Genomic DNA, 14,325 nt, shown 5'->3' with positions numbered 1-14,325 from the left:
ATGAGTTAAGCCGGGGTCAAAAAAAGACGCCTCCATGCTTGGAAGCGTCTTTAGTTAACTTTACCTTAAGCCTTGAGCTCGTTTGGTTCACCTTGGCTGTGGAAGGACATGCGGAAGCTGGCTTCAAATTCTTCGCCAGCCTCCAACTTGTTCATCCCCTGCTTGTGCTCAAGGTCCCCATCGGCATCAGTGAGGTCGGCAATCCCCCACCATGGCTCGATGCAGACGTAGTTGCCACAGTTCGGGTACTGGGACCAAACGCCGACGTATGGGGCTGAGTCAGTCCGCACGTTGACGTGGAAGCGGCTCGTGTCGGTCCGGATTGAGAACTTGTTGTTCGGCCGGCGCATCACCAGCACCATGGCATCGTTCTTGAACAATTCATCATCAATGGTGATCAGGGTGCCCGTTGGGGCCAGGGACCGCTTCTTCCAGTTGAGGTAAGCCCCTTCCAGCGGCACCTGCACGCGCGGCTTGGCCGGGGTGACCTGCAGGTAGAAGTCGTCCTTCTTGACCTGGTCATTGACCGGCAAGGCAAAGCCTGGGTGACCGCCAACGCCGAAGATCATCTCGCCTTCGCTCTTGTTGGTGACCTTGAAGCTTTCCTTGACCATATTGTTCAACAGCTCGTAGCTGACCCGGAATTCAAACTTGAACGGGTAAATCTTGCGGGTCTCTTCATTGTCAGTCAAAAGGAAAGTCAGCTTGTCTTCAGTCTGCTCTTCCAGAGCAAACTCCATGTCACGGGCAAAGCCGTGCTGGTGCATTTCGTACTTCTTGCCCTTGTAGGTGTAAGAGTCGTTCTTCAGGCGTCCAACGATTGGGAAAAGGACGGGAGCATGGCGACCCCAAACGGCAGGATCAGCCTGCCAAATGTATTCATTGCCCAGATGCTTGCCGACAATGCTTTGGATTTCGGCTCCATGGGTTGAAACAGTTACTTTGATAATTCCATTCTCAATAGTGTATTCCATAGCTTCGGTTCCTTGTTCAGGATCTTTACAAGATAAACTTGGTCAGGTCCTTGTTCTTTACGATATCACTCAGTTTCTGCTCTACATAAGCCTGGGTCACGGTAATCTGCCCCATTTCCATGTCTGGCCCTTCGTAGAGCACATCTTCCAACAGTTTTTCCAAAATGGTGGCGAGACGCCGGGCACCGATATTGTCAGTTCCCTGGTTGACTTCATAAGCGATTTGGGCGATCTTGTCCACGGCTTCGGCCGTAAAGACCAGGCTGACCCCGTCTGCTTTCAGCAAGGCAATGTACTGCTTGAGCAGGGAGTTTTGCGGGTCTTTCAAGATCTTGATGAAGTCTTCCTTGGTCAGGCCGTTCAACTCGACTCTGATTGGGAAGCGCCCCTGCAATTCAGGGATCAAGTCGCTCGGCTTGCTTTCGGCAAAAGCCCCCGCCGCGATGAACAGAATATGGTCGGTGGAGACCGGACCGTACTTGGTGTTGACGGTTGACCCTTCCACGATTGGCAAAATGTCGCGCTGCACCCCTTCACGGGAGACTTCACCGGAGTTGTTCTTGTTGCCGGCAACGATCTTGTCGATTTCGTCGATGAAGATGATCCCGTCCTGGCTGGTCCGCTCGATCGCCTTCTGGTAGATCTTGTCGTAGTCGACCAGCTTGCGCTCGTTCTCCTGGATCAGCAGCTGGCGGGCTTCGCTGACCGGCAGGGTCCGCTTGACCTTCTTCTTGGGCATCATGTCGCCCAGGACTGAGGACATGTCCATCCCCATCTGGCCCATCATGTCGCCCATTGGGTTGACTTTTGGCGCCTGCTCGACTTCGATGGTGACTTCCCGGTTTTCCAAGAGCCCCTTGTCCAGCTGCTCAGCAACTGACAGACGCTCATTTCTGATCTCGTCAGTCACTTCCCCGTCATCTTCCTCTGGGCTTGCCAAAGGATTGCCTGCCAAAAGGTTCTGCATCATTGACTGCATCTGCTGCATCTGGTTCTGGCGATCATTGCGCTTGATGCCTGGGACCAGCTTTCTGACCAGGATCTTGTTGGCCTCGCGGGCGGCCTGGGCCTCCACGCGGGCGAATTCTTCCTTTTCCACCATGCGGACGGCTTCAGTCACCAGGTCCCGGACCATTGATTCCACGTCCCGGCCTACGTAGCCGACTTCGGTGAACTTGGTGGCCTCGACCTTGACGAAAGGCGCCTCGACGATGTCAGCCAGGCGGCGGGCAATCTCGGTCTTGCCGACCCCGGTCGGGCCAGCCATCAGGATGTTCTTGGGCGTGATGTCCTTTTGCACGTCCTTTGGCAGCTGGGCCCGGCGGTAGCGGTTGTACAAGGCGATGGCGACTGACTTCTTGGCTTCGTCTTGACCGATGATGTATTGGTCAAGCAAGGCCACGATCTGCTTTGGAGTCTTCTGCTTCATTATTTTGCCTCGATTTCGTCAGTAATAATCTGGTGGTCGGTGAAGACATCGATCCCCGCGGCAATGTCCACGGCTTCCTTGGCAATCTCCGCCGCGCTCATGCCTTCGCTGTGCCGGGTCATGGCAATTGCGGCTGCTTGGGCATAGTAGCCGCCTGAGCCAATTGCCACCACGCTTTCATCCGGCTCCAGCACCTCGCCGTTGCCGGAGATCAGGAGCAGGTCCTTGTCGTCAAAAGCAATCAGCATCGCTTCCAGCTTCTGCAGGGTCGGGTCCTTGCGCCAGGACTGGGCCATTTCGACGGCTGCCCGGCGCAGGTCGCCGTTAAAGCTTTCCAGCTTTCCTTCCAGCATTTCTTCCAGGCTGACGGCATCAGCCACGCCGCCAGCAAAGCCGATCACCACGCGGTCGTGGTAGATCCGGCGGATCTTTCTGGCTGAAGACTTGGCAATAATGCTCTTTCCCAAGGTAACTTGGCCATCGCCCGCGATCGCGGTCTGGCCATGGTATTTAACGGAACAAATCGTCGTCATTTTTTCTCTATCCTCCATTTATTGGCCGTAGGGCCATTTTCATCTTAGCACTTTGAGCTCATTTCGGGCCCTTCCGTGGAAAATATTTCGCGTAATCAGCTTTAAGGTGAGCCATCGTCACGTGCGTGTAGATCTGAGTCGTCGATAGGCTGGCGTGGCCCAGCAATTCCTGCACGCTCCTGATGTCCGCCCCATTGTTCAGCATCTGGGTGGCAAAAGTATGCCGCAATTCATGGGGGTGGGCCCCCGTCCCAGCGCCGGCCTTGGCGAAAATCTGCCGGATGACCTCCTGGATCGTCCTTACCGCCAGGGGATCGCCCCGCTGGCTTAAAAAGACCTGGCCGCCATCCTCCTTGCGTCCCAGCAAAAGCGGCCGGCTTTGGTCCAAGTAGCGCTCAAGGTCCTGCTTGGCCTCATCCGAAAACAAGACCCAGCGGTCCTTCCCGCCCTTGCCGTGAACCAGGATCAGCTGCCGGTCTAAGTCCAGCTGCTGGAACTTTAAGGCCGCCAGCTCGCTCACCCGCATCCCCGTGGCATAGAACAAGGACAAGATGGCTCGGTTGCGGATGGTCAGGGGACGGTCGTCATTCAGGGAGTCAAAGACCCGCTTGATCTCCTGGGGGTAGAAGAACTGGGGCAGCTTCTTCTCGCCCCGCCTGATGACGATCCCGGCGGTTGGATCCACCGCGGCCAGCTGGCGCTTGGTCAAAAAGCGGTAGAAGGACTTGAGGCTGGACATCTTCCGGCTGGTCGTCGACCGGGCCAGGCCGCGGCTGGCCAAGTCCTGCAGGTAGATTTCAAAGTCCCGGCCCGCTAAGCGCCCCCAGCCGGGAAAGCCGCCATTGTCCTGCCAGAACTGCCTGGCTGCTTCCAAGTCCCGCTGATAGGCCTGGATGGTCTTGGGGCTGTAGGCCCGCTCATTTTTCAAATAGCTCAGGAACTGGTCCAGGAACTCGTCCTTCATTAGTCAGCCAGCTCTTGTTCCTTAAAGGCTTCCAGATCCTGCAGGCCTCTTTCGGAAATCTTCTCGTGGCGCTCGCGCTTGTTGCGGATCTTCTTGCCTTCAAGGCCCGGAATCAAGGCAAAGGAAGCGTTCATTGGCTGGAAATGCTTGGCATCAGTGGTCGTGATGTAGTTGGCCATGGAGCCCAGGGCCGTAGTCTTCGGGAAGACGACCGGCGCTTGTCCCAAGGCCTCCCGGGCGGCATTGATCCCGGCAACCAGGCCTGAGCCCGCGCTTTCAACGTAGCCTTCAACGCCGGTCATCTGGCCGGCAAAAAAGAGCCCCTGGCGCTGCTTGGCCTCATAAGTGGCGTTCAAGACTTCCGGGCTGGCCATGTAGGTGTTCCGGTGCATCTTGCCGTAGCGGACGAAGCGGGCGTTCTCCAGACCCGGAATCATGCGGAAGACCCGCTTTTGCTCCCCGTACTTCAGGTGGGTCTGGAAGCCCACGATGTTGTACATGGACGCGGCCGCGTTGTCTTGGCGAAGCTGCACGACCGCGTATGGGGTCTTGCCAGTGTGCGGGTCTTCCAGGCCGACTGGCTTGAGGGGGCCAAACAGCATGGTCTTCGGGCCCCGGGCGGCCATGACCTCAATTGGCATGCAGCCTTCAAAGACCTCAGACTTCTCAAAGCCGTGCAGCTCAGCGGTCTCCGCGTGAATCAGGGCATCCGCGAAAGCCTCGTACTGCTCCTTGTTCATCGGGCAGTTGAGGTAGGCCGCCTCGCCCCGGTCATAGCGGCTCTTCTTGTAGACGATGTCCATGTCGATGGAGTCGGCCGCGATGATTGGAGCGGCGGCATCAAAGAAGTGGAGGGAGTCCCGGCCTTCAAATTCCTGAATCTTCTCCGCCAGCCCGTCTGAGGTCAATGGACCAGTCGCTACGACCGTAATGCCGTTAGCTGGCAGGTTAGTGATTTCCTCATCGTGAACCGTGATCTTGTCCATGCTCTTGAGCTTGTCAGTGACGTACTTGGAGAAGTCCGCCCGGTCAACGGCCAAGGCCCCGCCGGCTGGCACTTGCGTCGCGTCAGCGGCCTCCATGATCAAGGAGCCCATGCGGCGCATTTCTTCCTTGAGCAGGCCAACCGCGTTGGAGAGCTGGTTGGACCGCATGGAGTTGGTGCAGACCAATTCCGCGAAGCCGCCGGTTTCATGGGCTGGGGTCAGCTTCTTAGGCCGCATTTCGTACAAGTCAACTTCGATGCCCCGCTTGGCCAGTTGCCAAGCGGCTTCTGAGCCGGCCAGTCCGCCGCCGATAACAGTTACTTTTTGAGTCATTTCTTTCAATCCTTTAATCCTATTAATTCGCGTAAAAATTCTTCTTCTAAAAATAATACCATCAATCGAATTTCGGTTGATGGTAAACGCTTAATTTTATTGATTTTTAAGCAATCATTTTCATTCCTGTCCGCTGACGGCTTCGCTTTCCGCCTGCGGCTCTTCTTTGTAGTCGCCGTTTGGACACTGGACGATGATCCCGTCCTTGCGCTTCTTTTCGACCAGGAAGTGGCCGTCGTTAGGGCAATTGCGCGCGATCGGCTTGTCCCAGGAGACGAAGTCGCAGTCCGGGTAGCGCGAGCAGCCATAGAACTTGCGGCCGCGCTTGGACTTCTTCTCCAAGATCTCGCCTTGGCCGCACTTCGGGCAGGTCACGCCGACCTTCTTGACGATCGCCTGGGTGTGGTGGCAGTCAGGGAAGCGCGAGCAGCCGTAGAACTTGCCGTAGCGGCCCATCTTGATCACCATTGGCGCCCCGCAGATCTCGCAGTCAAAGCCAGCTGGCTGGTCCTTGATCTGGATCTTCTGGATCTCGCTGTCAGCCTTTTCCAGTTCCTTGGAGAAAGGCTTGTAGTACTGGTCGACCACGGCCGCCCAGTCCTTCTTCCCGTCCTCGACCTCGTCCAGGTCGCTTTCCAGCTTGGCCGTATAGTCCACGCTGGTGATGTCTGGGAAGAACTGCTCAACCAGGCCGTCGACGATCTCGCCCAGCTCAGTCGGCACGATGGCGCGACCTTCCAGCTTGACGTAGTTTCTGGTCTGGATGTTCTGGATGGTTGGCGCGTAGGTTGACGGCCGCCCGACCCCGTTTTCTTCCAGGGCTCTGACCAGGCTGGCTTCCGTGTAGCGGGCCGGCGGCTGGGTGAAGTGCTGCTTGTTGTCGGACTTGGTCAGCTTGACCTGATCCCCTTCTTCCAAAACCGGCAGGGTAACGTTCTTTTCAGCCCGGTTGTCGTAGACCTTGGTGAAGCCGGCAAACTTCATGACTGACCCGGAGGCTCTGAAGCAGACCTCGTTTTGGACCAGGTCATAGCGGACCGTGTCAAACACGGCCGGCGTCATCTCGCTGGCCACGAAGCGCGACCAGATCAGGCTGTAGAGGCGGAGCTCATCGCGGGTCAAGACGGACTCAAGGGACTTTGGCGTGCGGTAGACGCTGGTTGGCCGGATGGCTTCGTGGGCGTCCTGGGCATCTTCCTGGTTCTTGAAGTGCCGCTGCTTCTTGGCCGCGAACGCTTCTCCGTATTCCTCATTGATGAACTTGGCAGCTTCAGCGGTCGCGACCGGGGAAACCCGCTTGGAGTCGGTTCTCATGTAAGTGATCAAGCCGACGGTCCCCTCCTTGCCCAGGCTGACCCCTTCATAGAGGTGCTGGGCAATGTTCATGGTCTTTGAGGTCCGGAAGTTCAAGCGCCGGTTGGCCTCCTGCTGCAAGGTTGACGTGGTGAAGGGGGCTGCCGCCTGCCGGCGGACTTCCCGCTTGACCACTTTCGCCACTTCAAAAGGCTGCTTCTTGTCAAACTGCTTGAGCAGGTCCTGAACGGCGTCATTGTCAGGCAGCTCGGTCTTCTTTCCCTTGACCCCGTAGAAGCTGCCTTGGAACTTCTTGTCCTTCTCAAATTCGGCTTCAATGGTCCAGTATTCCTTAGGCTTGAAGGCCTTGATCTCCTTCTCCCGGTCAATGACCAGCTTCAGGGCCACGGACTGCACCCGGCCGGCTGAGAGGCCCTTCTTGACCTTGGACCAGAGAATTGGCGACAGGGAGTAGCCGACCAAGCGGTCCAGGACCCGGCGGGCCTGCTGGGCGTCGACCGTGTCCATGTCGATGGTCCGAGCGTGGTTGAAGGCCTCCTTGACCGCGTCCTTGGTCACTTCGTTGAAGGTGACCCGGTTCTGCTCCTTCTCATCCAGCCCTAAAACGTGGGCCACGTGCCAGGCAATGGCTTCCCCTTCCCGGTCCGGGTCGGAAGCCAGGTAGACCTTGTTGGCCTTCTTGGCTTCGCTCTTCAGTTCCTTGATTGTGTCGCCCTTGCCGCGGATGGAGATGTACTTTGGCTTGTAGTCGTTCTCAATGTCGACCCCCATCTGGGACTTGGGCAGATCGCGGATGTGGCCTTTAGAGGCAATCACGTGGTACTTGCGGCCCAGGTACTTCTCAATCGTGTGCGCCTTGGCTGGCGATTCCACGATGACCAGGTCCTTCTTGACCTTGCTTCTCTTGCGCTTGGCCTTGGTCTTGGCCGCGCTCTTAGTCGCTGTCGTTTTCTTCGTAGCTTTCTTTGTCGTAGCAGGCATCAAATGCCCCTTTCACTTGTAATCTAAATTCAAATCTTTTTCCAATATAGGTATTATTTGGCGAATTGTCAACTAAAAGAAAAGCTAATAAAGGAAAAAACAAGTTCTGGCGCGGACAAAAAGTCAGCCGATCCCTTCCAGACGCGGGCCAATAATCGGAGTCGCGCCCGCCGAAATCAGCTGGTTGGTGCCAACCGACAAGGGGGAGTTGATCTGGCCGGGAATCGCGTAGACGTTGCGGTTTTCCTGCAGGGCCAAATTGGCGGTAATCAAGGAGCCGGAATGCTCCTTGGCCTCAGTCACGATCACGTTCTTGCAGATGCCGGCCAGGATCCGGTTGCGCTCCGGGAACCTGAAGGGCTTGGGCGGGGTATCCGGCAGGTACTCGCTGAGCAAGAGCCCCTTTTTGGCAATCGCGCGCTGCAGGTCCATGTTGCCCTGGGGGTAGAAGTAGTTCAGCCCGTTGCCCACCACGGCAATCGTCTTGCCGCCATAATTCAGGGTGGTCTGGTGGGCAATCGCGTCAACCCCCTGGGCCAGGCCGGACGCGATCACCTGCTTGCGGCGCAAGAGCTCCGGCATCAAGTTCTCAATCACTTGCCGGGAGTAGGCCGTCGGGGTTCTGGAGCCGACGATCACAGTGATTTCCCGCTCAAGCAGGCCCAAGTCGCCCATCGCGAACAAGAGGACCGGCGGTCGGTAGATTTCCCGCAATTTGACCGGGTACAGGTCGTCAAAGAAAGTAATGATCTTGAACTGCCGCTGAACCCGCTCGATGGCGCTTTCAAAGCGGTCATTGAAGAAGGCGGACTCCACCTTCAGGATGAGCTCGTCCGGCAATTCCAGGCAGCTGAGCCACTCATGGTCCACGTCCTCGTCAGGCGGCATCTGCTGCATGACCTGGAGGATCTTCAGGTAGCTGAGCCCCTTTTGCATTTTCAGTCGCAGAAGAAATTCGGTTTTGTTCATAATTTTCCCTCCACTTACTATTACGCAAAAAAGGGCGCTTTTTACCGGAATTTTTTTAAAATTGCCAAAAAATAAGACTGCCGCAGCAGTCTTATAAACTATTCATTATTTTCATTGACCATATCAGCTACTGGCGCGAAAGTCAGGCGGTGGATCGGCGTGGGGCCGAATTCCCGCAAAGCCGCGAGGTGCTCCGCCGTCCCGTAGCCGGCATTGTGCTGGAAGCCGTACTGGGGGTAAAGCTGGGCATAGTCATCCATCAGGGTGTCCCGGAAGACCTTGGCCACGATCGAAGCAGCCGCGATCGAGTTGGACTTGGCATCCCCCTTGATCAATTCCGTCTGCGGCAGCTTGACCGGCACGTTCATCGCGTCGACCAGCAAGGCATCCGGCTGGACGGACAGGCTCTGAACCGCCTGCCGCATGGCCTGGCGGTCAGCCTCATAGATATTGATCCGGTCGATCACCTGATTGTCCATCACGCCGACGCCGACGCTGACGGCCTCTTGCAGGATCTTCGGGTAGAGGGCCAGGCGCTTTTGGGGGCTCAGCTGCTTGGAGTCATTGACTTCCACCAGGTCAAAGCCGGCGGGCAGGATGACCGCGGCCGCGACGACCGGCCCGGCCAAAGGCCCCCGGCCGACTTCATCGACTCCGGCCACCAGCTGCCCCTTAGCCCAGAATTCCCGTTCATACTTGAAGCGGGCCAAAAAAGCCGCTTTCTTTTCGCTTTCCTTGGCCATCCGCTTGTCATAGGCCTTCAGGGCCGCGGCCACGCCTTTTCGCGGGTCCTGGCGCAGGGCAGCCAAAGCGGCTGGGTCAACCTGGCCGCTTTTGAGCAGGGCCTTGATTTCGCTAATTGTCATGGTTCGGCCGGTCCAGCGTAATCCGCCCCAGCTTGCCCTTGCGCAGGCGCAGGAGCATGAAGTTGGCAAAGCGGTCGTAGTCGTCCCGCATCCCGTTGTTTTGTGTCATAGCCAAAAGCAGGTCGGTATCTGAGATGTTTTCCAGGGCTTCCTTGCTCGTGTTGGCGAACTTGGCCAGGTAAGCCGGGTAGTACTGGCGCATCTGGGCGATCACGAACAAAGCCACGTCATCGGCGTGGAAAATGGTATCCTTGATGGCCCCAAAGGCAGCCAGCTTGTAGCCGACGGCCTGGTCGTCAAATTTTGGCCACAGAATCCCTGGCGTGTCCAGGATTTGAATCCCGTGCTGGGTCTTCAACCAAGACTGGCCCTTAGTAACGCCGGGCTTGTCGCCGGTAATCGCCACGTTGTGGCCAACCAGGCGGTTGATGATGGTGGACTTGCCGCAGTTTGGCACCCCGACCAAGGCAATGCGGATGGTTGGGGTAGCCGCCCCCTTCTCCTGCAGCTTCTGCACCTTGTCTTGGCCCGCCCGCTTGATCAGGTGGATCAAGGCCTGCATGTTGGTGTTGTGCTTGCCGTCCATGGCCATGACTGAGGTCTTAGGCCCCATCAGGGCCTTTTGCCAAAGCTTGGTCATCACCGGGTCCGCCAGGTCGGCCTTGTTCAAGACGATCAAGTGCGGCTTGTCGCCAACCAGTTCGGCGATCATCGGGTTTCTGGACGCGATCGGAATCCGGGCATCCAATACTTCCACAACCACGTCAATCAGGTTCATCTTGTCTTCGAGCTGATTCCTGGCCTTGTTCATGTGGCCAGGATACCATTGAATCTTAGTCATCTTTCCTCCAATAAGCTAATACCAATCTTAACTAAATATCTGTTTACTATTCTAAAAAATTATTTTGCTGTTATTTTTGCCGCTTCATTCCCCAGCCGCAAATAAAGAAGAGCCGCGAGGCTCTTGGTATATCGATATCATGCTAGTACTGCATTTTCTCGACGTATCGCTCCCAAGCATCGTCGAAGATCGTCATCGTCGGCAGGTAGCCGGCGTTTTCTTCCAGGTACTCAGAGAGCTTGTTCTTGTCCTGCTCCTGCTTTGGGAAGGACGAATCGAACTGAGCATTGTTGGCAAATTGGGCAATCTCTTCACGGGAATCAGGGTCGCGCTGGGTCATCAGGAACTGATAGAAACTTTGCCGGTAAGCCATGCTAGTGCTCCGTCTTAGTGAAGAACATGACCGCGTAAGCGCCATGTCCTGCGTGCGTAATGATGATCGGGCTGGTCTCCTGGATCAGGATGTCCAGGTTAGGGTTGACTTCCTTGAAGCGGGCGGCCAGCTTTTCCATGTCTTCGCGGGTATCGACGTAAGAGATGCCGACCCGGTCGACCTTGTCGCCCAGTTCCTTGAGCTGGTCGACGATCATGTCGTCGAACTTCTTCATGAACTTGTGCCCGCGGCCGCGGTAAGGCACGGTCAGCTTTCCGTTCTTCATGACCAGGCCCACGTGGAAGTTCAAGGCGGACACGACCCGGCCCGCCAATCTGCCTAAGCGGCCCCCAGCCAGAATGTTCTTCAGGTTCGGCACCATCATTTCCAGGTACATGTTGTCGCCAACTTCATCCAGGTGCTCGACGATCTCGTCCATGCTCTTGCCGGCTTCGGCATACTTGGCTGCTTCCAGGCAGTAGTAGCCTTGGGAGCGGTCGGTGTAGCCGCAGTCAATGACCGTGATCTTGCCTTCGACCAGTTCAGCGGCCTGGCGGGCGGCATCTACGGTCCCGGACAGGCTCTTGGCCATAAAGATGCCCAGAACCTCGCTGCCGTCAGCCGTCAGTTCCTTCATTTTTTCCAAAAAGACCCCAACCGGCGGCTGGCTGGTCTTTGGCAGCTGGTCCGCTTCATCCATCTTCTTGATGAAGTTGGCACGGGTAATTTCAACCCCATCCGTATAAGTGTGGCCGTCAATCGTGATCGACAGCGGCACCACGGTAATGTGATATTTTTCAATTTCTTCTGGACTCAACTGTACGGAAGAGTCCGTCATGATCTTGATCTTTGCCAATTTAAATGACCTCAATTTCCATAATATTCTATCAATCGCCCCGACTGGCAACCATTATGATAGAATTTAGTTTATACGAATTTAGTATAGCAAACTTTTTGTGAAAACTGATAACGATTTGAAAGGATGTTTACATGACTTTTAATCCTTGGAGTGAACCTGAAGAGCGGTCTAAAGCCTACCATGTCGTTGACAACGTGCTTTCCGCCGTCGTTCATGGAATTGGTTTTGGCTTGGCCGTGGCGGGGCTGGTCATCTTGATCGTCAAGGCGGCCCACACCGGCAGCGCCTTGCGGATCACGACTTTTGCCATTTATGGCTCCTGCATGATCCTGCTTTACCTCTTCTCAACCTTATATCACAGCTTGATTTTTACCAGAGCGCGGAAGGTCTTCCAGATCTTCGACCACTCGTCAATTTTTATTGCCATTGCCGGTTCCTACACCCCCTACACCTTGGTCGCCATTGGCGGCGCTGAAGGCTGGTGGATGTTCGGGATCATCTGGGCCCTGACCGTGTTTGGGATCGTCTACTATATCTTCAACCGGGGCAAGCACTGGATCGGCGACACCATTCTTTACATTGCCATGGGCTGGATGGTCATCCTGGCCGCCAGCCAGCTGTACCCGCGCCTGGGGCCCACCGGCTTCTGGCTCTTGGTTTGGGGCGGGGTGGCCTATACCTTTGGCTGCCTCTTCTTCTCAATGAGAAACCTCCCCTTCAGCCACGTCATCTGGCACTTTTTCGTACTGCTGGGCTCAGTATTGATGTACTTCTCCGTGCTTTTCTATGTCTGATGCCCGCGTTGGTAAAAAGACCTTGATCGCTTGATCAAGGTCTTTTTTGAATGCTTATGTTTCAAGTAGCCATTGTAGCTTTAGACCTTTTGAAGTTTAATTCCCGAAAGGTATCCAACTGCAGCGTTCCCCCTGCAAAACAAAAGCCCCGCCACCAACGGTGACAAGGCTTTATCGCTACTCATCTACAATTGCTGACTGACGTACTTGGCGATGGCCAGCTCGCTGTTGACCAGGTCGCCATTGATCACCTTGGTCTTGATGTCGTTCAGCAGCGTCCCCATCTTTGGACCAGGGCGCACGCCTTGGGCGATCAACCAGCGGCCGTCAATGGCCAGATCATCGCTGTCCTTAATTGGCAGCTTCTGGTAGCGGTCCAACAAGGTCTTGGAATCAACCGGCTGGCCCAAAATGAAGGCCGCGTCAATGGCGTCATTTAGATTCAATGCCCCCATTTCAAACAAATCGACGTCACTTGGACTTTGCCCCAGCTTGTCAAAAGCGGCTGCAATCCCCTTCACCTTACGGGTCATGGCATTAGAGTTCTTCCAGTCCTTCATGAACCCGCCGATAGCTTTTTCCGGCAAATTCAAAAGGATGACGATCAAGGACCAAAGCACCCGCTCACTGGATGGACTGGCCTTTAAGCTGGTAAAGACGGTCAACTGGTCCTTTTTTCCGGCAAGGTGAGGACATTCTTCGCTCAATCCCGTGTCCAAAAATTCCGCGAAAGCCCGGCGGGCATCAGGGCCAGTTCCCATCTTGACGAACTCTTCCCGGACTCTTTCAATGCTGATCTTGCTCAAAAGCTCATGGTTGTCAACAATGGCTTGCCGGGTCCGCCCTTCCAAAGAAAACTGCAGCTGGCTCATGAAACGGACGGCCCGCATCATCCGCAAGGCATCTTCATGGAAGCGCTCCTCAGCCACGCCCACGGCCCGGATAACCTTCTTGTCCAAGTCGTCGAGGCCATGGAAGAGGTCAACGATCTCCCCTTTGGTGTTCATGGCCAGGGCATTGATGGTAAAGTCCCGCCGCTTCAAGTCCTCGTCCAGATTCTGCACGAAAGTCACCTTGTCTGGCCGGCGGAAGTCCTGGTAGCCCGATTCCGTCCGGTAGGTGGTAATCTCGTAGCTCTCGCCGCCATACAGGGCAGTTACGGTCCCATGCTGGATTCCGGTATCAATCGTGCGGTCAAAGCATTTCTTGACTTCTTCCGGATAAGCGTTGGTCGTAATATCGACGTCATGGATGTGACGCCCCAAAAGGAGGTCTCTGACGCAGCCACCGACGAAGTAGGCCTCAAAACCGGCCTGCTCCAGGGTCTGCAAGACTGGCAGGGCCTTGACGAACAATTCTGGTAATTGATTAATTTTCATGAATATGTAGCGCGCGGAAACCTTCGATTTCAATCGAGGGGGGAAGCGCACCTTTCTCCTTTCTAAATTCTCCAGATAATTAGTATTCCAGTGGCTGCTTTCACTACCTTTGCATTATAATATATTTAGTGAAAGGGGGCATGACCAATGGAAATTTCTTTGACCATTAAAGCTCACATCAAAGTGCCTAGCCCTGATGCCGCTAAAGCCTTAGCAGACAGCATGGAAATTTACAGACAGGGCTGCAACTTCGTATCCCAATATGTTTTTGAGCATGACTTTGAACTCCGCCAGGCAAAGCTGAACAAAGCACTCTACTCCGACTTGCGACAGAAGTTCAGCCTCAGATCCCAAATGGCTCAGTCTGTTTTGAAGACCGTTATTGCCAGATACAAGTCTGTTCAAACTCAGCTTGGTCAAAAGCCATATAAAATCCACGACATCAATGCGCCCCAAGGCAAGGGCTGCTATTCTGTTCAGCGCGATCTTGACTGGCTTTGGAAGCCAATCTTCTTTAAGCGACCGCAGCTGGATGAGGTCAGAGACCGGGATTATTCCTTTAAGCAGAACGGCAAGATCGTGTCCGTCAACACCCTTGACGGGCGGATTGAATGCGAGATTGCCATGCCCGGCTTTGAGCAGTATCTGAATGACGAATGGACTTTTGGCACTGCCAGGATTCTTAAATCCGGCAAGCACTGGTTTATGCACATCAGCGCAACCAAGTCCT

General features: G+C 55.4%; 13 protein-coding genes and 1 pseudogene. 2 read left to right on the top strand and 12 right to left on the bottom strand.

Annotated elements, in window-relative coordinates; translation table 11 throughout:
• Positions 1 to 65: 65 nt before the first annotated feature.
• The 11 genes from FYJ62_RS05135 to FYJ62_RS05085 form a co-directional block, all read right to left on the bottom strand.
• Positions 66 to 974, bottom strand: coding sequence for an aldose 1-epimerase family protein (locus FYJ62_RS05135; RefSeq protein WP_154548407.1), 909 nt, complete (start codon positions 972 to 974; stop codon positions 66 to 68).
• A gap of 25 nt (positions 975 to 999) precedes the next feature.
• Positions 1,000 to 2,403, bottom strand: coding sequence for an ATP-dependent protease ATPase subunit HslU (gene hslU, locus FYJ62_RS05130; protein ID WP_154548405.1), 1,404 nt, complete (start codon positions 2,401 to 2,403; stop codon positions 1,000 to 1,002).
• Positions 2,403 to 2,936 (bottom strand): ATP-dependent protease subunit HslV, encoded by a 534-nt coding sequence (gene hslV, locus FYJ62_RS05125; protein ID WP_154548403.1) that lies wholly within the window; start codon positions 2,934 to 2,936, stop codon positions 2,403 to 2,405. Before hslV ends, hslU begins: the two co-directional genes overlap by 1 nt.
• 58 nt (positions 2,937 to 2,994) lie before the next feature.
• On the bottom strand, positions 2,995 to 3,900 hold the full coding sequence (xerA, locus tag FYJ62_RS05120; protein WP_154548401.1) for a site-specific tyrosine recombinase/integron integrase: 906 nt from the start codon (positions 3,898 to 3,900) through the stop codon (positions 2,995 to 2,997).
• Positions 3,900 to 5,219 (bottom strand): methylenetetrahydrofolate--tRNA-(uracil(54)-C(5))-methyltransferase (FADH(2)-oxidizing) TrmFO, encoded by a 1,320-nt coding sequence (gene trmFO / locus FYJ62_RS05115; protein WP_154548399.1) that lies wholly within the window; start codon positions 5,217 to 5,219, stop codon positions 3,900 to 3,902. The genes xerA and trmFO overlap by 1 nt, the downstream gene beginning before the upstream one ends.
• Positions 5,220 to 5,339: 120 nt before the next feature.
• Entirely contained in the window at positions 5,340 to 7,514 is a 2,175-nt protein-coding gene (topA, locus tag FYJ62_RS05110; protein ID WP_154548397.1) for a type I DNA topoisomerase, read from the bottom strand.
• Between the two features lie 123 nt (positions 7,515 to 7,637).
• Positions 7,638 to 8,483: a DNA-processing protein DprA gene (gene dprA, locus FYJ62_RS05105; protein ID WP_154548395.1), complete on the bottom strand. Its 846-nt coding sequence runs from the start codon at positions 8,481 to 8,483 to the stop codon at positions 7,638 to 7,640.
• 98 nt (positions 8,484 to 8,581) lie between these two features.
• Positions 8,582 to 9,349, bottom strand: coding sequence for a ribonuclease HII (locus tag FYJ62_RS05100; protein ID WP_154548393.1), 768 nt, complete (start codon positions 9,347 to 9,349; stop codon positions 8,582 to 8,584).
• On the bottom strand, positions 9,339 to 10,190 hold the full coding sequence (ylqF, locus tag FYJ62_RS05095; protein WP_154548391.1) for a ribosome biogenesis GTPase YlqF: 852 nt from the start codon (positions 10,188 to 10,190) through the stop codon (positions 9,339 to 9,341). Before ylqF ends, FYJ62_RS05100 begins: the two co-directional genes overlap by 11 nt.
• Positions 10,191 to 10,332: 142 nt before the next feature.
• On the bottom strand, positions 10,333 to 10,563 hold the full coding sequence (locus FYJ62_RS05090; RefSeq protein WP_154548389.1) for a YozE family protein: 231 nt from the start codon (positions 10,561 to 10,563) through the stop codon (positions 10,333 to 10,335).
• A gap of 1 nt (position 10,564) precedes the next feature.
• Positions 10,565 to 11,419: a DegV family protein gene (locus FYJ62_RS05085; protein ID WP_154548387.1), complete on the bottom strand. Its 855-nt coding sequence runs from the start codon at positions 11,417 to 11,419 to the stop codon at positions 10,565 to 10,567.
• 134 nt (positions 11,420 to 11,553) lie between these two features.
• Between FYJ62_RS05085 and trhA the strand changes: the two genes are divergently transcribed.
• Positions 11,554 to 12,216: a PAQR family membrane homeostasis protein TrhA gene (gene trhA, locus FYJ62_RS05080; protein WP_154548385.1), complete on the top strand. Its 663-nt coding sequence runs from the start codon at positions 11,554 to 11,556 to the stop codon at positions 12,214 to 12,216.
• Between the two features lie 185 nt (positions 12,217 to 12,401).
• Here trhA and FYJ62_RS05075 read toward each other — a convergent pair whose 3' ends face one another.
• Positions 12,402 to 13,595, bottom strand: a complete 1,194-nt coding sequence (locus tag FYJ62_RS05075; RefSeq protein ID WP_154548383.1) for a CCA tRNA nucleotidyltransferase — start codon at positions 13,593 to 13,595, stop codon at positions 12,402 to 12,404.
• Between the two features lie 147 nt (positions 13,596 to 13,742).
• Here FYJ62_RS05075 and FYJ62_RS05070 point away from each other — a divergent pair.
• Positions 13,743 to 14,325: pseudogene (locus tag FYJ62_RS05070) on the top strand (RNA-guided endonuclease TnpB family protein); the annotation flags it as partial.

It is taken from the genome of Lactobacillus porci, assembly GCF_009695985.1.
Taxonomy (GTDB): Bacteria; Bacillota; Bacilli; order Lactobacillales; family Lactobacillaceae; genus Lactobacillus; species Lactobacillus absianus.
The sequence above is the reverse complement of the archived record's forward strand: the minus strand, read 5'-3'. Positions and strand labels throughout refer to the sequence as shown.